Origin of the sequence: Micromonospora sp. NBC_00898, from assembly GCF_045207895.1 — a bacterium.
Lineage (GTDB): Bacteria > Actinomycetota > Actinomycetes > Mycobacteriales > Micromonosporaceae > Micromonospora.
The window spans coordinates 3,051,440-3,069,753 of record NZ_CP108775.1 but is presented as its reverse complement, the minus strand read 5'-3'; the positions used below and the strand labels follow the sequence as shown (position 1 = coordinate 3,069,753).

Sequence of the window (18,314 nt, the reverse complement as noted above, 5' to 3'; positions counted from 1 at the left end):
GATGCGGCGACCACGAGCGGCGATCCACCTGCCCGGCCCGCACCCGCGCCGGGCCCTCGCGGTGGGCGCGGCGCTGCTGCTCGCCGCGGGACCGGTGGTGCTCGCCCCCGCCCGCTCACCGGCGGCCCCGACCGCCCCGACCCCGATGGCCGCGTCCGACCCCGCCGACCGCGGCACGCAGCTCTACCTGGAGCACTGCGCGAGCTGTCACGGCGAGCGGGGACAGGGCGCCCAGCGGGGGCCCTCCCTGATCGGCGTCGGCGCCGCCGCGGTGGACTTCCAGGTCTCCACCGGACGGATGCCGGTGTCGCAGGAGGTGCAGCAGGCCCACCGCGGGGAACCGGTGTTCTCGGCCGCGGACATCTCGGCGCTGGTCGACCACGTCGCCAGCTTCGGCGGTGGGGGGCCGGGGATCCCCCGCGTCGGGCCGGGCGAGGTGGGCTCCGGCCGGGAGATCTTCGCCGCGAACTGCGCGCCCTGCCACGGGGCGACCGGTGCGGGCGCCGCGCTGACCAACGGCTGGATCGCGCCGCCGCTGTACGACAGCACCGCCGTGCAGGTGGCGGAGGCGGTCCGGGTCGGTCCCGGGCTGATGCCGGTCTTCCCCAGCCAGGTGCTCGACGACCGGCAGGTCGACGACCTGGCCGCCTACGTGCAGCGGTTGCGCGGCGAGCGGCTGGACCGGGGCGGCGACCCGCTCGGGCGGCTGGGCCCGCTCGCGGAGGGACTGGTCGCCTGGCTGGCCGCGCTGGCGCTGCTGGTGGCCGCCGCCCGGTGGTTGGGCCGGAGGGCGGGGGAATGACCGCCCGGGGTCCGACGGCGGGCGAACGGGCGGCGAGCCGCCGGATCGTCGCCGCGTTCGGGGTCAGCGCCGCCGGGGCGGTGGGCTTCGCCGTGGCGTACGTGCTGGGCGGGAACACCCGGTGGGAGGGGGTCTGCCTCGCGGTGGCGTTCGCCGGGCTGGCCGTGGGCCTGGCCGTCTGGGGGCGACGGTTCGTGCCGGTCGGCGGGTACGTCGAGGAACACGAGGGTTTCCCGCCGACGCCGCGGGAGCAGGCGATGACGGCCGCCGTGCTGACCGCGCCGGACAGCCCGGTACGCCGGCGCGGCCTGCTCGCCGCACTCGGGCTGGCGTTGACCGCGCTCGGCGCCGCGGCGCTGTTCCCGCTGCGCTCCCTGCTGCCATCCGGCCGGGCCAACCCGGTACGGGCGCGCAAGGACACTCCGTGGGGGCCGGGCGTACGGCTGGTCGACGACGGCGGGCGGCCGGTGCGGCCGGCGGACGTGCCCGCGAACACGGCGCTCGCGGTCTTCCCCGAGGGCCACGTCGACGCCGGGGACGGCCCGGCCTTCGCGGTGCGCCTCGAACCGGAACGCTTCTCCCGGCCGCCCGCCGGTGGCCACCTCGACGGTCTGGTCGTCTGGTCGCTGCTCTGCACGCACGCCGGCTGTCCCGTCCGGCTCTACCTCAAGGGCACCGGGCGGGTGCTCTGCCCCTGCCACCAGTCCTCGTTCGACCTGCTGGCGGGCGCCCGGCCGGTGGCCGGTCCGGCGGCCCGCGCGCTGCCCGGCCTGCCGATCGAGGTCGGCCCGGACGGCTTCCTGCACGCCACCGGCGACTTCACCGCCCCGCCCGGCGCCGGCTTCTGGGGCTCGCCGTGATCACCGACCGGCTGGCCCGGGCGCTGGACGACCGGCTGCGGCTCTCCCCGGTCACCCGCCGGGCGCTGGCGAAGGTCTTCCCCGACCACTGGTCGTTCATGCTGGGCGAGCTCGCGCTCTACTCGTTCGTGGCGCTGCTGCTCACCGGGGTCTACCTGACCTTCTTCTTCGACGCCAGCAGTGCCGACCGGGTCTACCACGGCGCGTACGCGCCGCTGGACGGTCAGACCACGTCCGCCGCGTACGCCTCGACGGTGCGGCTGAGCTGGGACGTCCGGGCCGGCCTGCTGATCCGGCAGGTCCACCACTGGGCCGCGCTGGTCTTCGTCGCCGCGATCGTCCTGCATCTGGCCCGGATCTTCTTCACCGGGGCGTTCCGCAAACCCCGCGAGCTGAACTGGCTGGTCGGCGTGACCATGCTGACCCTGGCCCTGGCCAACGGCTTCACCGGCTACTCCCTGCCGGACGACCTGCTCTCCGGCGTGGGCCTGCGGATCATCACCTCGGTGGTGGAGTCGATCCCCCTGGTCGGGGCGTGGCTGGCCGCCCTTGCCCTGGGCGGGGAGTTCCCCTCCGACGCGATGATCCCCCGGATGTTCGTCACCCATGTGCTGCTCGTGCCGGCCGTGCTCGTCGCTCTGATCTCCGTGCACCTGGGCATCCTGGTGCGGCAGAAGCACAGCCAGTTCCCCGGGCCGGGGCGTACCGAGCACAACGTGGTGGGCTCCCGGCTGTGGCCGAGCTACACGCTGCGCTCGCTCGCCCTCTTCGCCTGGCTGCTGGCGGTGCTGTTCGCGCTCGGCGGGCTGGTCCAGATCAACCCGGTCTGGCTCTACGGCCCGTTCGCGCCGGCCCAGTCCACCTCGCCCGCCCAGCCGGACTGGTACGTGGCCTGGGGCGACGGGGCCCTGCGCCTCTTCCCGCCGTGGGAGTTCCGGATCGCCGGGCACCTGGTGCCGGCCCCGTTCCTCCCCGGCGTGGTGCTCGGCGGGGTGACCTTCCTGGCCCTCTACGCCTGGCCGTTCGCCGAGCGGCTCCGCACCGGGGACCGACGGCCGCACCACCTGCTCGACCGGCCCCGCGACCACCCGGTCCGGCTCGGCGTCGGGGTCGGCGCGCTGACCTTCTTCGGGGTGCTGACGGTCGCGGCGGGGGACGACATCATCGCCCGGCTGGCCCGGGTGCCCGTCTACGACCTGCTGGTGCTGTTCCGGGTGCTGGTGCTGGTCCTGCCGCTGCTGGCCGGACTGCTGGCGTTCCTGGTCGCGCGGGCGCTGCGGCGCGGCGAGGCCGCCGGTCTCGGCGAGCTCACCCGGGCGGACCTGCGTCGGGCCGCGCACCGCTCGGCACCCCCGTCCGACGTCGACTCCGGTGAGTCGGCGACGCCCGCCCGGGACCGGCCGGGGGAGCGGGTCGAGCTGTGGCCGGAGGGGGACCTGTGGCGGTGGCGCTACCGGGACGAGGACCGGCACCTCGTGATCACCGCCAACCGGGCGGTGCTCTCCGAGGAGGAGGCCGCCGAGGCCGCCCGGCTCGCGTACCCCGGGGTGGACCGGGTCGTGGTGCCCGGCCCGCCGCCGGCCGCGCCGCCCGGTCCGGTCCGCGCCGCGCTGCGCCGGTGGGGCCGGGCGGCGGCCGCCGGGTCGCTGCTGCTCGCGGCCCTGCTGGACCGCCGCCGGGACCGGCGGCGACAGGAGCGCGAGCACGCGGAGCACGCGGAGAAGACGCCGACCGGCGGCGGGCGGACATGAGACCTCGGTACGACCGCCTGGCCGGTCCGAGTCGCGGCCCGGGCGGTGTTCCGGTACGGCACGGGACGTTTACGGCGAAAAGGCGCGGGTAGCCGCCCGCCGTCGCGCCGCCCGACGGGCGGCGCAGTGCGGGCCGGGAACGTGGACCTCGCGGATCAGGAGGAGTGGCGTGCAGGAGATCGTGGGCGAGAGCCTGGCCCGGCGGCTGGTGGAGTGGGGCGTCGACACCGTCTTCGGGCTGCCCGGTGACGGCATCAACGGCCTGATGGAGGGCTTCCGGCGGCAGCGGGAGAAGCTGACGTTCGTGCTGGTGCACCACGAGGAGGCGGCGGCCTTCATGGCCACCGGCTACGCCAAGGCCACCGGGCGGCTCGGCGTCTGCGTCGCCACCTCCGGCCCGGGCGCCATCCACCTGCTCAACGGGCTGTACGACGCCAAGCTCGACCACGTGCCGGTGCTGGCGATCACCGGCATGCAGGAGACCTCGGTGCTCGGCCAGCACTACCAGCAGGAGGTGCACACCGAGCTGCTCTACCAGGACGTGGCGGACTACAACCTGATGGTCACCAACCCGCAGCAGCTGCCGGGGGTGGTCGACATCGCCATCCGCCACGCCCTGGCCAACCGGACCGTCGCGCACCTGTCCTTCCCCAACGACGTGCAGGTCGCCGCGGCGGGCGACGACCCGTACCGGCACGTCAGCCCGGGGGAGCCGCCGACGAGCAGCCCGGTGCTGTCGTTGCCCCCGGTGCCGGCGGCGCAGGCCGACCTGGCCCGGGCGGCGGAGGTGCTCAACGCCGGGCAGAAGATCGCCATGCTGGTCGGGGTGGGGGCGCGCGGCGCCCGCGACGAGGTGCTGGCGGTGGCCGAGGCGCTGGCCAGCCCCATCGTCAAGACCCTGCCCGGCAAGCTGGTGGTGCCGGACGACCACCCGCTCACCACCGGCGGCCTCGGTCTGCTCGGCACCCGGCCGAGCGAGGAGCTGATGGAGGAGTGCGACACCCTGCTGATGGTCGGCACCTCCTTCCCGTACGGGAAGTACCTGCCGTCACCGGGGCAGGCGCGGGTGGTGCAGATCGACATTGACGCCAGCCTGATCGGGATGCGGCTGCCGGTGGACGCGGCGGTGACCGCCGACGCCCGGCTCGCGCTCCAGCAGCTGCTGCCGCTGCTGACGGCCCGCACCGACCGGTCGTTTCTCACGAAGTACCAGCAGGAGCGGGACAGGTGGCGCTCGGAGATGGTCGCCCTGCAGGATCCGAGCCGCGACCCGATCGCACCGCAGTACCTGATGAGCTGCGTGGACGAGGCGGCCACCTCGGACGCCATCCTGACCTGCGACTCCGGCACCATCGCCACCTGGGCGGCCCGGCACTGGACGATCTGCGGCGGCCGGGAGTTCTACCTTTCCGGCAACCTCGCCACCATGGCGCCCGGGCTGCCGTACGCGATCGCCATGCAGCACGCGTACCCGGGCCGGCAGGTGATCGCCTTCGTCGGCGACGGCGGGTTCGCCATGCTGATGGCCGAGTTCCTCACCGCCGTGCGGCACCAACTCCCGATCAAGGTCGTCGTCAACAACAACAACTCGTACGGCCAGATCCTCTGGGAGCAGATCGTCCTCGGCTATCCCGAGTACGCGGTCCGGCACCGGCAGCCGGAGGCGGACTTCGCCGCGTGGGCGCGGGCCTGCGGCGGGCACGGCGCCAAGGTCACCGACTCGAAGGCGCTGCCCGGGGCGATCCGGGAGGCCCTCGCGCACCCCGGCCCGGCGCTAGTGGACTGCGACGTCAACCCGAACGAGCCGCCGATGCCCGGCAAGGTCAAGTACGAACAGGCGAAATACTTCACCGAGGCGTTCCTGCGCGGGCAGCCGCACAAGGCGGCGACCCTGGCGACCGTGGCCCGCGACAAGATCAACGAGCTGCGGTCATGAGCCGCCGCGGCAGCGGCACGGCACGAACGGCGGCGCCGACCACGAGCCGGGTGTCCCTGCCCGAGCCCGTCCTGCGCCCGCCCGAGCCGGCGCAGGGCATCGACCTGGCCGCGCTCGCCGCGGACCTGCGGGCCGAGGTGGACGGTGAGGTGCGCTTCGACGCCGGCTCCCGGGCGGCGTACGCCAGTGGTGGCTCCAACTACCGCGAGGTGCCGCTCGGCCTGGTGGTGCCACGTACCGTCGAGGCGGCGGTGGCCGCCGTCGCCACCTGCCGGCGGCACGGGGCGCCGGTGCTCTCCCGGGGCGGTGGTACCAGCCTCGGTGGGCAGGTCACCAACGTGGCGGTGATCATCGACTGGTCGAAGTACTGCAACAGGTTGCTGGAGGTCGACCGGGAGGCGCGCACCTGCCTGGTCGAGCCGGGCATCGTGCTCGACACGCTCAACGAACTACTGGCACCGGAGGGACTGGAGTTCGTCCCACGGCCGTCCACCCACAGCCACTGCACCGTCGGCGGGATGATCGGCAACAACTCGTGTGGATCGTCCGCGCAGCGCGGCGGCAAGGTGGTTGACAACATCGTCGACCTCGAGGTGCTGCTCTATGACGGCACCCGGATGTGGGTCGGCGAGACCACCGAGGAGCGGTACGCCGAGATCCAGCGGCGCGGTGGCCGCCAGGCCGAGATCTACCGCCAGTTGCGGACGCTGCGGGACGAGTACCTGGCGGAGATCCGCGCCCGCTATCCCGACATCCCGCGCCGGGTGTCCGGCTACAACCTGGACAGCCTGCTGCCGGAGAAGAACTTTCACGTGGCGCAGGCGCTGATCGGTTCCGAGGGCACCCTCGTCACCGTGCTGCGGGCGCGGCTGAAGCTGCTGCCGGTGCTCCGGGCCACGTCACTCGTGTTCCTGTCCTACCCGGACATCGCCGCCGCGGCCGACGACGTACCCCGGATCCTGCCGCACGACCCGATCGCGATCGAGGGCATCGACGACAAACTGATCAACTTTGAGAAGCGCAAGCACCTGCATCCGGAGGCCCTGCACAAGCTGCCGGAGCGCGGCGCCTGGCTGATGGTGCAGATGGGCGGCGGCACCATCGAGGAGGCGGGCGCCGCCGTCGAGCGGCTGGTGACCGCGCTGCGCGGCGACGACGCCCCCGGCGTGCACCGGTTCGACGACGAGGCCGACGAGGAGCAGATGTGGCTGGTGCGCGAGTCCGGGCTCGGTGCCACGGCGCGCGTACCGGATGTGCCCGACACCTGGGAGGGCTGGGAGGACTCGGCGGTCGCCCTGGACCGGCTGGGCGACTACCTGCGGGACCTGGACCGCCTGTTGCGGGAGTACGACTTCGGGCAGGCGTCGCTCTACGGGCACTTCGGGCAGGGCTGCGTACACACCAGGATCCCGTTCCGGCTGACGACCGCGGACGGGGTACGCCAGTTCCGCTCGTTCGTGGAGCGGGCCGCCGACCTGGTGCTGTCCTACGGTGGCTCTTTCTCGGGCGAGCACGGCGACGGGCAGGCCCGCGGCGAACTGTTGGTGAAGATGTTCGGCGACCGGCTCATCCGCGCGTTCGGGCAGTTCAAGGCGATCTTCGATCCGGACGACCGGATGAATCCGGGCAAGAAGGTCGCCCCCTACCCGCTGGACAGCCACCTCCGACTCGGCGTCGACTTCAACCACGGCGAGGTGGAAACCCACTTTCGCTACCCGGACGACTCCGGCAGCTTCGGTCGGGCCGTGCTGCGCTGCGTCGGGGTCGGCATGTGCCGTCGGCAACACGGCGGGGTGATGTGCCCGTCCTACATGGTCACCCGGGAGGAGGAGCACTCCACCCGGGGTCGGGCCCGGTTGCTCTTCGAGATGCTCGACGGCACGGCCCGGGGCGGCACCATCGGCGACGGCTGGCGGTCCGAGGCGGTCCGCGACGCCCTCGACCTCTGTCTGGGGTGCAAGGGCTGCAGGGCGGACTGCCCGGTCAACGTGGACATGGCGACGTACAAGGCGGAGTTCCTGTCCCACCACTACCAGGGTCGGTTGCGGCCCCGCGCGCACTACTCGATGGGCTGGCTGCCGGCGGTGGCCGCCGTGGCCGGCCGCGCGCCCGGGGCGGTGAACGCGCTGGCCCACGCCCCCGGCCTGACCCGGCTGGTCAGGCTCGCCGGCGGGATCGACCAGCGCCGGGACATCCCGGTCTTCGCCACCGAGTCCTTCCAGCGGTGGTTCAGCCGGCGGACGCCCGGCGGGGACGGCACCCGCGGTGACGTCCTGCTCTGGCCGGACACCTTCACCAACCACTTCCACCCCGGCGTGGCGCAGGCCGCCGTCGAGGTGCTGGAGGCGGCCGGCTGGCGGGTACGCGTGCCGGACCAGCCGGTCTGCTGCGGGCTGACCTGGATCTCCACCGGCCAGCTCGGCATCGCCAAGAAGGTGCTGAAGCGGACCGTCGACGTGCTGCGACCCCACGTGCGGGCCGGCACCCGGGTGGTGGGTCTGGAACCCTCCTGCACCGCCGTGTTCCGCAGCGACGCCCACGAGCTGTTCCCCGCCGACGAGGACGTCACCAGGCTGCGCGAGCAGGCCGTCACCCTGGCCGAGCTGCTGCACGACCACAGCCCGGGGTGGCGCCCGCCGTCGCTTCCGGCGCACGCGCTGATCCAGACCCACTGCCACCAGCACGCGATCCTCGGCACCGCGGCCGACCAGTCGGTGCTGCGCGACGCCGGGGTGCGGGCGGACTTCCTCGACTCCGGCTGCTGCGGCCTGGCCGGCAACTTCGGCTTCGAGCAGGGGCACTACGAGGTCTCCGAGGCCTGTGCCGAGCGGGTGCTGCTGCCGGCCCTGCGGGACGCCGCCGACACCGACGTCATCCTCGCCGACGGCTTCAGCTGCCGTACCCAGGTCGAGCAGGGCGCGTCCGGCGGCCGGGCGGCGATCCACCTCGCCGAGCTGCTCCGCGCCGGCCTGCGCTCCAGCGAGGTGCCGGCCCGGCCGGAACGCCGGTGGGCGCAGCGCCCGGCGCGGCCGTCCCGGGCCGCGCGGGTGCTCGCCGCCGGGGTGGTCGGTCTGGCCGCCCTCGGCCCGGTGGCCGCGCTCGCCGGGTGGGCCGCGCGGAAGGCGCGGTGACCGACGATGCGCCTGACCGCGGCGGCCTACCGGGTGCCGACCGACGCGCCGGAGGGCGACGGCACCCTCGGCTGGGACAGCACCACGCTGGTGCTGGTCCGGGCGGAGGCCGACGCGCAGGCCGGGGTCGGTTGGAGCTACGGGCCGGCGGCGGCGGTCCCGGTCGTGACCGACCTGCTCGCCCCGGTGGTCGCCGACCTCGACCCGGACGACGTGCCGACCATCTGGTCGACCATGCAGCGCCAGCTGCGCAACGCCGGCCGGCCCGGGGTCGCCGGGCTGGCGCTCTCCGCCGTCGACTGCGCGGTCTGGGACCTGAAGGCCCGCCGGCACGGCCTGCCGCTGGCCCGGCTGCTGGGCACCGCCCGCCGGCAGGTCCCGGTGTACGGCAGCGGCGGCTTCACCACGTACGACGCCGACCGGCAGCACCGGCAGTTGGCCGGCTGGGTGCACGACGAGGGCATCCCCCGGGTGAAGATCAAGATTGGTGAGTCGGGGGGCAGCGAGGTCTCCCGCGACCTCGCCCGGATGGCCGCTGCCCGGCGCAGCATCGGCGACGCCGAGCTGTACGTCGACGCCAACGGCGGCTACCAGCGCAAGCAGGCCGTGCGGGTGATGCGGTCCGCCGCCGACCTGGACGTGCGCTGGTACGAGGAGCCGGTCAGCTCCGACGACCTGCCGGGGCTCGGCCTGGTCCGCGACCGGGTGCTGCCCGACGTGGCGGCCGGGGAGTACGGCTACGACCTGGCCTACTTCCACCGGATGGCGCCCTACGTCGACTGCCTCCAGATCGACGTCACCCGGTGCGGCGGGATCAGCGAGTTCCTCCGCGCCGCGGCGGTGGCCGCCGCCGCCGGGCTGGAGGTGTCCGCGCACTGCGCGCCGCACCAGCACCTGCCGGTCGCCGCCGCGGTGCCGAACCTGCGGCACGTGGAGTGGTTCCACGACCACGTGCGCATCGAGTCGATGCTGTTCGACGGCGCCGTCGGGGCGACCGGCGGCGTCGCCCCGGTGAACCTCGACGCCCCGGGCACCGGGCTGGAGTTGCGGACCACGCTGGCCGAGCCGTACCGGGTGGCCTGACGGGGTCGGCGGGATCGCACAGGAGGAGACGGATGAGGGTTCAGGAGGTGCACCACCAGACCCGGCGGGTGCTGGTGGTGGTCTGCGACAAGGGCGAGGAGGCGGTGGCCACGATCGGCCGGGCCCTGACCGCGCAGGGCGTACGGTCCGGCCAGGTGACCGCCGTCGGCGGGTTCGCCGGCGGCGAGGTCGGCTACTTCGACCGGGACCGGGGCGACTACCTCCGGATTCCGATCGGCGGGCAGGTGGAGGTGCTGTCGCTGCTCGGTGACGTGGCCGAGTCCGACGGCGAGCCGGTGCTGCACGCGCACACGGTGCTCGGTCGACGCGACGGCAGCACCCTGGGCGGGCATCTGCTGCGCGGCGAGGTGTGGCCCACCCTGGAGGTCGTCATCACCGAGGTCGCGCCGGAACTGGCCAAGCGGGTGGACCCGGAGACCGGCCTCGCGCTGATCGCCGGCGCCCCGCCGCGCTGACCAGTCGATCAGCCGACGCGCTTGGCGAGGCCGCTCATCTTCACCCCGGTGAACACGGCGGCGGCCAGGGCGACGTCGGAGAGCAGCATCAGGCCGATGGCGTAGGAGCCCTGCGACCCGTACACCCAGCCCATCACCAGCGGGGGGACGAAACCGCCGAGGCCGCCGGCGGCGCCGACCAGGCCGGTGACCGCACCCACCTGGTCGGCGGGGGCGACCTTGCCGACGAGGGCGAACACCGCGCCGCTCGCCGCGCCCAGCAGCAGCGCCATGCCGAGCAGGGCGACGGTCGCCACCGGCATCAGGGTGGGCTGGAACGCCTGCACCACCGCGAAGGCGGCCACCCCGCCGAAGCACCACACCAGCACCGGCACCGGGTGCAGCCGGTCGGAGAGCCAGCCGCCCACCGGCCGGGCGGCCACGGCCAGGACCACGAACCCGGCCGTACGCAGCGCGCCGTCGGCGGCGCTCAGGCCGTAGGCGGTACGCAGGTAGGCCGGCAGGTACACGCTGAACGCCACGAACCCGCCGAAGCCGACCGCGTACAGGAAGCACAGCTGCCAGGTGACGGTCAGCCGGCCGACCGTGGCGAGGCGCTGCCAGGCCGACCCGGTCGGCCGGGCCCGTCCCGGCGCGTCCCGCAGCAGCAGGAACGACAGGACCGCGTACCCGGCGAGGATCGCGGCGACCAGCAGGAACGGCGTTCGCGCGCCGTAGGCGTCGGCGAGTCGCACGGTGGTGAAGTTGGCGATCGCCGTGCCGCCCATGCCGACGCCGAACACGCCGATCGCGAAGCCGCGCCGCGCGGGCGGGTACCAGCCGGAGACCAGGGGCACCCCGACGGCGAAGGCGGTGCCGCCGATGCCGAGGAAGAACCCGGTGACGATCAGCGCCGGGTAGGAGGAGACCACGCTCAGGGTCAGCACCGGCCCGATCGTGGCGACGGTGACCAGCGGGAACACCACGCGAGCGCCGTACCGGTCGGTGAGGGCGCCGACCGGGATCCGGCCCAGCGAGCCCACTACCACCGGCACGGCCACCAGCAGGGACTGTGCGGCGAAGCTGAGGTCGAGCCGCTCCTTGACGCCCGGCCCGAGCGGGCCCAGCAACGCCCACGCCCAGAAGTTGACCAGGAAGCCGAGTGTGGCCAGGGCGAGCTGGAGCGTGGCCCCGGACCGGTCCGGGCTCGACGGGCCGGGGGCCACGTCGGCGACGCCACCCGGCGTCGACTGGGTGTCCGTGTCCTGTCCGTCACGGGCGATGGTCATCGCTGCCCTCCGTCTGGTCGTCGTGGTGCCGGCTGAAGGTCGTCCGAACAGGAGTCCGGACATCCGCTTCACCGTTACGAGACTCGGCCCGCCGAGCCGCCCGGGGCAGGGTCGTAGGTCCCGCATCCGGGAGGCCGCCGGACCGGCGGTCGAGGACGCTCGCGCAGCTGCCCGGTGGTCACCGGCGCGAGCGGGTCCGGCCGCCGCGGGGGGTGGGCAGCCGCGGCGGTCCCTCCCAGCCCGGCCGGGTCGGCCGCAGTCCGGGCCGGTCGTCGCGGCTGCGGTAGACCACGTACGGGCGGGTGGCGTAGCCGACCGGTGCGCTGAAGGCGTGGACCAGCCGGGTGAACGGCCAGAATGCGAAGAGCGCGAAGGCGGCCAGGACGTGGATCTGGAAGCCCGCCGGGACCTCGGCCATCAGGTCCGGATCCGGGCTGAGGTAGAACAGCGACCGGAACCACGGGGAGACCGTCTCCCGGTAGTCGTAGCCGTCCCCGATCACGTTGGCCCGGACGGTGGCCAGCAGCCCCAGCACGATCACCCCGGCGAGCACCACGTACATCGCCTTGTCGTTGCGGGAGGTGGCGGCGAAGACCGGCCCGGTCAACCGGCGGCGGGCGATCAGGATGGCCAGCCCGATCAGGGTGCACAGGCCGGCCACTGTGCCGATGAACACGGCCATCAGGTGGTAGGTGTGCTCGGTGACGCCGACCGCCTCGGTCCAGGACTTCGGCACCACCAGGCCGCCGACGTGTCCGACCAGGACCATCAGCACGCCGAAGTGGAACAGCGGGCTGCCCCAGCGCAGCACGGCGCTCTCGTAGAGCTGCGACGACCGGGTCGTCCAGCCGAGCTTGTCGTACCGGTAGCGCCACATCAGCCCCCCGACCAGCACCGCCAGGGCCAGATACGGGTACACCACCCACAACAGCGTCTTCATCGACGGCCTCCGGTCGTGTCGACGAGTCCGAACGGTTCCAGGCCGACCTGCTCCACCGGTGGACCGGTGCGGGCCAGCCGGGCCGCGGCGGCGAGATCGCCCGGTTGGGCGGGCGGGAGCATCTCGCGGACGGCCGCCACCGCGTGCCGGTACGGCGACTTCTCCCGCCCCAGCGCCTCGACCAGTAGGTCGAGGCCGACCCGGTTGTCCCGCAGCAGACGCCAGCCGCCGTCGTCGACGGCGGCCAGGTCGAGCACCGCGGGCAGGAAGTCGGGCAGCTCGCCGTCGACGACGGCCAGCCCGGCCCGCCGGTACGCGCCGGCGAAGCCCACCAGCGCCTCCCCGCGGCGGCGGGTGTCGCCGCAGGTGTAGTACGTCAGGTGCAGGCAGCAGCGGCGCCGGAAGTCGAACAGCTGCACGTACGCGGTCCGCAGCTCGACCGGTTCGGTGCCCTCCCGGTGGGTGACCACCTCGCGCAGCGGGCCGGCCACCTCGGCCGGCAGGCCGTCGAGGGCGGCGCGCACGGTGGGCAGCGCCGCGAGCACCTCCTCGTCGGGGTAGCGCAGCAGCAGCGACGCCGCGCGGGCGGCCACCGCCCGCCAGGTCGGCTGGCTCACGGGTTACCTCCGTCGACGTGCTCGGGTTCGGGGCGACGGGGCGGGAAGAGACCCTTCGGGGTGCCCTTGCCGTCCCAGTTGAGCAGGTTGACCCGGCGCGGTTCGTCGCCCGGGTCGGTGAAACTCTCGGCGGTCTGCCGGTCGCGCAGCATGTGGAAGGTCTCCACCTGCACGGGCACCGGCGTGCCGGACGACTCCCCGAACGGCCCCTGCCCGTACGGGCCGCCACCGCCCATCCCGGGGCCGCCCTCGTAGTCCAGGCTGCACTCGGTGGCGATCTTCTCCAGCCGGTGGGCGTCCTCGGCGTGCGCGGCGGGGATGACGTAGCGCTGCTCGTACTTGGCGATGGCGAGCAGCCGGTACATCTCGTCCATCTCCGCGCCGGTCATCCCGACGACGGCGGCGATGGACTCGTCCCGCGTCTCGCCCAGGTTGATCCGGCGCTGGTACGCCCGCATCGCGGCGAGCCGGTTCAGCACCCCGCGCACCGGCTCCGGGTCGCCGGCGGTGAAGAGCTCGGCCAGGTACTCCACCGGGATGCGCAGCGCGTCGATGGCGCCGAAGAGGTTGCCGGCCTCCTCCGCGTCGTGGCCGGTGTCGCGCAGCACGTCGGCCACCGGCGACAGCGGCGGGATGTACCAGACCATCGGCATGGTGCGGTACTCCGGGTGCAGCGGCAGCGCCACCTCGTACCGCATGATCAGGTCCCAGACCGGGGAGCGTTGCGCCGCCTCGATCCAGTCGTCGGCGATGCCCGCCTCCCGTGCGGCGGCGACCACCTCCGGGTCGTGCGGGTCGAGGAAGACCGAGCGCTGCGCGTCGTACAGGTCGTGCTCGTCGGAGCTGGCCGCCGCATCGGCGACCCGGTCGACGTCGTAGAGCATCAGCCCGAGGTAGCGCAGCCGCCCCACGCAGGTCTCGGAGCAGATGGTGGGCTGGCCGATCTCGATGCGCGGGAAGCAGAAGGTGCACTTCTCCGCCTTGCCGGTGCGGTGGTTGAAGTACACCTTCTTGTACGGGCAGCCGGTGACGCACATCCGCCAGCCCCGGCAGCGGTCCTGGTCAACCAGGACGATGCCGTCCTCGGCCCGCTTGTAGATCGCCCCGGACGGGCAGGAGGCGGCGCAGGACGGGTTGAGGCAGTGTTCGCAGATCCGCGGCAGGAAGAACATGAAGGTCTTCTCGAACTCCTGCTTCACCTGGTCGGAGACCTTCGCCAGCACCGGGTCGCCGGCGGCGATCTCATTGCCGCCGGCGAGCGAGTCGTCCCAGTTCGCGCTCCAGGTGATCTTCGTGTCCTCGCCGGTGAGCAGGGACTTCGGCCGGGCCACCGGGGTGTCCTCGCCGGCCGGGGCGTTGATCAGGTGCTCGTAGTCGTACGTCCACGGCTCGTAGTAGTCCTTCATGGACGGCAGCTTCGGGTTGGCGAAGATGCTGAACAGCTTCTTCACCCGGCCGCCGGCGCGCGGCTTGAGCTTGCCGGAGCGGGTCCGCACCCAGCCGCCCTGCCAGCGCTCCTGGTCCTCGTACGTGCGCGGGTAGCCCTGCCCGGGGCGGGTCTCCACGTTGTTGAACCAGACGTACTCGACCCCGGACCGGTTGGTCCACGCCTGCTTGCAGGTCACCGAGCAGGTGTGACACCCGATGCACTTGTCGAGGTTCATCACCATCGCCATCTGCGCCATCACCCGCATCAGTACTGCACCTCCTGGGAGCGGCGGCGGATCACGGTGACCTCGTCGCGCTGGTTGCCGGTGGGGCCGAGGTAGTTGAAGGCGAACGACAGCTGCGCGTACCCGCCGATCAAGTGGGTGGGCTTGACCAGCAGCCGGGTCAGCGAGTTGTGGATGCCGCCGCGCCGGCCGTTGGTCTCCGACTTCGGCACGTCGATCACCCGCTCCTGGGCGTGGTACATGTAGACCGTGCCCTCGGGCATCTTGTGGCTCACCACGGCCCGGCAGACCACCACGCCGTTGCGGTTGACCGCCTCGATCCACTCGTTGTCCCGGACGCCGATCTTCTCCGCGTCGGCCTCGCTCATCCACATCGTCGGGCCGCCTCGGGAGAGCGTGAGCATGATCAGGTTGTCCTGGTACTCGGAGTGGATGGACCACTTCGAGTGCGGAGTGAGGTACCGGACGGTGATCTCCAGCTCCCCGTTGCGGCCGAGCCTCGGCTCACCGAAGAGCTTGTGCATGTCCAACGGGGGCCGGAAGATCGGCAGCGCCTCACCCGCCTCGTGCATCCAGTCGTGGTCGAGGAAGAAGTGCTGTCGCCCGGTGAGCGTGTGCCAGGGCTTGAGCCGTTCGGTGTTGATGGTGAACGGCGAGTAGCGCCGCCCGCCGTGCTCGCTGCCCGACCACTCCGGGCTGGTGATCACCGGCACCGGGCGGGACTGGGTGTCGGCGAAGGTGATCTGCTTGCCCTCGTGCTCGGCGGCGAGGTCGGCCAGGCGTACCCCGGTGCGTTTCTCCAGGTCGTGGAAGCCGGCGGTGGCGACGCGGCCGTTGGTGGTGCCGGACAGCGCCAGGATCGCCTCGCAGGCGTGCGTGTCCCGGGCCAGTGACGGCCGTCCGTCCGCGACCCCGCCGCGGACCGCGCCGTTCTTGTGGCGCAGGTACTCCACCTCGGGGCGGACGTCGACGGACACGCCCTTGCCGGTGGTGCCGAGGGTGTCCATCAGCGGTCCGAGCGCGGCCAGCTTGTCGGCGATCGCGCCGTAGTCCCGCTCGACGACCACCAGCTTCGGCATGGTCCGGCCCGGCACCGGCGTCTCGCCCTCGGCCGCCCAGTCGCGGACCCGGCCGTGCGGGGTCGCCATCGCGTCCGGCGTGTCGTGCAGCAGCGGCGCCGCGACCAGATCCTTGCGTACGCCGAGACGCGGCCCGGCGAGCGCCGAGAACGCCTTCGCGATGCCGTGGAACGCGTCGAAGTCGGTGCGGGTCTGCCACGGCGGGTTGATCGCCGGGGTGAAGGCGTGCACGAACGGGTGCATGTCGGTGCTGCTCAGGTCGTGCTTCTCGTACCAGGTGGCGGCCGGCAGCACGATGTCGGAGAAGAGCGTCGTGGAGGTCATCCGGAAGTCGAGGCTCAGCAGCAGGTCGAGCTTGCCCTCCGGCGCCTCCTCCCGCCACGTCACGTCCTTCGGCCGCAGCTCCTCCGGCGCCTCGTCGGCGCGCAGGTTGGCGTCGGTGCCGAGCAGGTGCCGCAGGAAGTACTCGTTGCCCTTGGCCGACGAGCCGAGCAGGTTGGCCCGCCACACCGTCAGCACCCGGGGCCAGTTCTCCGGCGCGTCCGGGTCGGTGCAGGCGAACTTCACGTCGCCCCGGCCGAGTTGCTCGGCGACCCAGCCGGCCGGGTCGTCCGGCGACGCGGCGAGGGCCTCGTCGGCCAGGTCGAGCGGGCTGCGGTCGAAGGTCGGCATCGACGGCATCCAGCCGGCCCGCGCCGACTGGGCCAGCAGGTCCATGGTGTGCTTGCCGGCGAAGGCGCCCGTGCCGGTGGGGGAGGAGACCACGTCGGCGGAGTACGTGTCGTAGCGCCACTGGTCGGTGTGGACGTACCAGAAGGCGGTGCCGATCATCTGTCGCGGCGGGCGGACCCAGTCCAGGCCGAAGGCGAGCTGCGCCCAGCCGGTCACCGGCCGGCACTTCTCCTGCCCCACGTAGTGCGCCCAGCCGCCGCCGTTGACGCCCTGGCAGCCGGTGAGCGTCACCAGCGCCAGGATCGCCCGGTAGGTGGCGTCGGAGTGGAACCAGTGGTTGGTGCCGGCGCCGAGCAGGATCATCGACCGGCCGCCGGACCGCTCGGCGTTGTCGGCGAACTCCCGCGCCACCCGGGCGACCTGCGCCGCCGGCACCCCGGTGATCGGCTCCTGCCAGGCCGGCGTGTAGGGCGCCTCGACGTCGTCGTAGCCGGTCGGCCACCGGCCGGGCAGGTCGTCGCGGCCGACCCCGTACTGGGCCAGCAGCAGGTCGAACACGCTCGTCACGAGCTGACCGGCGACCGTCCGGGTCGGTACGCCCCGGCGCAGCACCTGCGGGGTGTCGGTGTCGAACCGGGGCAGCTCCACCTCGACCGCGTCGCCGGCCCCGAGGCAGGTCAGCGCCGGCTCCAGGTCGCCCAGGTCGAGGTTCCACTGCCCCGGCTGCTCGCCCCAGCGATGGCCGAGGCTGCCGCGCGGCACGGCGGGGGCGTCGGTGGCCGAGTCCCAGAGCACCGTCTTGAACGCGGCCTCCTTGTCCGTCTCGCCGAGGTCCGCCGCGGTGAGGAACTTGCCCGGCCGCTGCGCCCCGTCGGCGCCCGGCTCCAGGGTCACCAGGAACGGCAGGTCGGTGAAGCGGCGGACGTAGTCGACGAAGCGCGGGGTGCGCCGGTCGACGAAGAACTCCTTGAGGATCACGTGCCCCATCGCCATGGCCAGCGCGCCGTCGGTGCCGGGCTGGGCGGGCATCCACTCGTCGGCGAACTTGACGTTGTCGGCGAAGTCGGGGCTGACCACCACGACCTTCTGGCCCCGGTAGCGCGCCTCGGCCATCCAGTGGGCGTCCGGGGTGCGGGTCACCGGGACGTTGGAGCCCCACATGACGAAGTAGGAGGCGTCCCACCAGTCCCCGGACTCGGGCACGTCGGTCTGGTCGCCGAAGACCTGCGGGGAGGCCACCGGCAGGTCGGCGTACCAGTCGTAGAACGACAGCATCGAGCCACCGAGCAGGGACATGAAGCGAGCGCCGATCGCGTGCGACACCATCGACATCGCGGGGATCGGGGAGAAGCCGGCGACCCGGTCCGGGCCGTACTCGGCGATGGTGTGCACGTGGGCGGCGGCGATCATTTCCTGCGCCTCGTCCCAGCCGATCCGCACCAGGCCGCCCTTGCCGCGCGCCTTCTGGTAACGGCGGCGGCGCTCCGGGTCGGCCTGGATGTCCGCCCAGGCGGCCACCGGGTCACCGCGGCGGGCCCTGGCCTCCCGGTACATCTCCACCAGCACGCCCCGGGCGTACGGGTAGCGCACCCGGGTGGGGGAGTAGGTGTACCAGGAGAAGGCGGCGCCCCGGGGACAGCCGCGCGGCTCGTACTCCGGCCGGTCGGGCCCGACGCTCGGGTAGTCGGTCTGCTGCTGCTCCCAGGTGATGATGCCGTCGGAGACATACACCTTCCAGGAACACGAGCCGGTGCAGTTCACCCCGTGGGTGGAGCGGACCACCTTGTCGTAGGACCAGCGGTCCCGGTAGAAGGCGTCCGCCTCCCGGCCGCCGATCTGGTGCAGCGTCCGGCCGTCGGCGGACACCTCCGCCCGGCGCAACAGGCCGCCCACCGCGAGCAGCGCCCGCCCCGCACCTTCGGTCGCTCGCGACATACGCCTCATTCCCTCGAATAGATCGCCGTGCTGCCCACGCTCCCGTCCGGCCCGCCGGAACGCAATCGCTGGCGGGGGGCGTCCCGGTCAT

At 73.3% G+C, this 18,314-nt stretch carries 12 protein-coding genes; 7 read left to right on the top strand and 5 right to left on the bottom strand.

Annotation, left to right across the window (positions count from 1 at the left end; translation table 11 throughout):
* Position 1 precedes the first annotated feature (1 nt).
* The 7 genes from OG799_RS14995 to OG799_RS14965 all read left to right on the top strand — a co-directional run bounded on the left by OG799_RS14995 (position 2) and on the right by OG799_RS14965 (position 10,039).
* Entirely contained in the window at positions 2 to 802 is an 801-nt protein-coding gene (locus OG799_RS14995) for a c-type cytochrome (protein ID WP_406045643.1), read from the top strand.
* Entirely contained in the window at positions 799 to 1,662 is an 864-nt protein-coding gene (locus OG799_RS14990) for a ubiquinol-cytochrome c reductase iron-sulfur subunit (RefSeq protein WP_406045642.1), read from the top strand. Before OG799_RS14995 ends, OG799_RS14990 begins: the two co-directional genes overlap by 4 nt.
* Positions 1,659 to 3,413, top strand: coding sequence for a cytochrome bc complex cytochrome b subunit (locus tag OG799_RS14985; RefSeq protein WP_406045641.1), 1,755 nt, complete (start codon positions 1,659 to 1,661; stop codon positions 3,411 to 3,413). The genes OG799_RS14990 and OG799_RS14985 overlap by 4 nt, the downstream gene beginning before the upstream one ends.
* A 169-nt stretch (positions 3,414 to 3,582) precedes the next feature.
* Entirely contained in the window at positions 3,583 to 5,349 is a 1,767-nt protein-coding gene (locus OG799_RS14980) for a thiamine pyrophosphate-dependent enzyme (protein ID WP_406045640.1), read from the top strand.
* Entirely contained in the window at positions 5,346 to 8,480 is a 3,135-nt protein-coding gene (locus tag OG799_RS14975; RefSeq protein WP_406045639.1) for an FAD-binding and (Fe-S)-binding domain-containing protein, read from the top strand. Before OG799_RS14980 ends, OG799_RS14975 begins: the two co-directional genes overlap by 4 nt.
* Before the next feature lie 6 nt (positions 8,481 to 8,486).
* Entirely contained in the window at positions 8,487 to 9,563 is a 1,077-nt protein-coding gene (locus OG799_RS14970; RefSeq protein WP_406045638.1) for an enolase C-terminal domain-like protein, read from the top strand.
* 32 nt (positions 9,564 to 9,595) lie between these two features.
* A complete protein-coding gene (locus tag OG799_RS14965) occupies positions 9,596 to 10,039 on the top strand; it encodes a PPC domain-containing DNA-binding protein (RefSeq protein ID WP_406045637.1) in 444 nt (147 codons plus the stop codon).
* A gap of 8 nt (positions 10,040 to 10,047) precedes the next feature.
* On the opposite strand, the gene OG799_RS14960 is transcribed toward OG799_RS14965, so the two are convergent.
* The 5 genes from OG799_RS14960 to OG799_RS14940 form a co-directional block, all read right to left on the bottom strand.
* Positions 10,048 to 11,307, bottom strand: coding sequence for a nitrate/nitrite transporter (locus OG799_RS14960; RefSeq protein ID WP_406045636.1), 1,260 nt, complete (start codon positions 11,305 to 11,307; stop codon positions 10,048 to 10,050).
* A 178-nt stretch (positions 11,308 to 11,485) separates the two neighbouring features.
* A complete protein-coding gene (narI, locus tag OG799_RS14955; protein ID WP_406045635.1) occupies positions 11,486 to 12,247 on the bottom strand; it encodes a respiratory nitrate reductase subunit gamma in 762 nt (253 codons plus the stop codon).
* On the bottom strand, positions 12,244 to 12,864 hold the full coding sequence (narJ, locus tag OG799_RS14950) for a nitrate reductase molybdenum cofactor assembly chaperone (RefSeq protein ID WP_406045634.1): 621 nt from the start codon (positions 12,862 to 12,864) through the stop codon (positions 12,244 to 12,246). The genes narI and narJ overlap by 4 nt, the downstream gene beginning before the upstream one ends.
* Positions 12,861 to 14,558 carry a nitrate reductase subunit beta gene (gene narH / locus OG799_RS14945; RefSeq protein WP_406045633.1) on the bottom strand — a complete coding sequence of 566 codons (1,698 nt, stop codon included), beginning with the start codon at positions 14,556 to 14,558 and terminating at the stop codon, positions 12,861 to 12,863. Before narH ends, narJ begins: the two co-directional genes overlap by 4 nt.
* Entirely contained in the window at positions 14,558 to 18,223 is a 3,666-nt protein-coding gene (locus tag OG799_RS14940; protein ID WP_406045632.1) for a nitrate reductase subunit alpha, read from the bottom strand. Before OG799_RS14940 ends, narH begins: the two co-directional genes overlap by 1 nt.
* Positions 18,224 to 18,314 lie beyond the last annotated feature (91 nt).

Coding starts and splice junctions, on each gene's coding strand:
- OG799_RS14995 (WP_406045643.1), top strand. CDS start 2: ATGCGGCGACCACGAGCGGCGATCCACCTGCCCGGCCCGCACCCGCGC.
- OG799_RS14990 (WP_406045642.1), top strand. CDS start 799: ATGACCGCCCGGGGTCCGACGGCGGGCGAACGGGCGGCGAGCCGCCGG.
- OG799_RS14975 (WP_406045639.1), top strand. CDS start 5,346: ATGAGCCGCCGCGGCAGCGGCACGGCACGAACGGCGGCGCCGACCACG.
- OG799_RS14970 (WP_406045638.1), top strand. CDS start 8,487: ATGCGCCTGACCGCGGCGGCCTACCGGGTGCCGACCGACGCGCCGGAG.
- OG799_RS14965 (WP_406045637.1), top strand. CDS start 9,596: ATGAGGGTTCAGGAGGTGCACCACCAGACCCGGCGGGTGCTGGTGGTG.
- OG799_RS14960 (WP_406045636.1), bottom strand. CDS start 11,307: ATGACCATCGCCCGTGACGGACAGGACACGGACACCCAGTCGACGCCG.
- narI (WP_406045635.1), bottom strand. CDS start 12,247: ATGAAGACGCTGTTGTGGGTGGTGTACCCGTATCTGGCCCTGGCGGTG.
- narH (WP_406045633.1), bottom strand. CDS start 14,558: ATGCGGGTGATGGCGCAGATGGCGATGGTGATGAACCTCGACAAGTGC.
- OG799_RS14940 (WP_406045632.1), bottom strand. CDS start 18,223: ATGTCGCGAGCGACCGAAGGTGCGGGGCGGGCGCTGCTCGCGGTGGGC.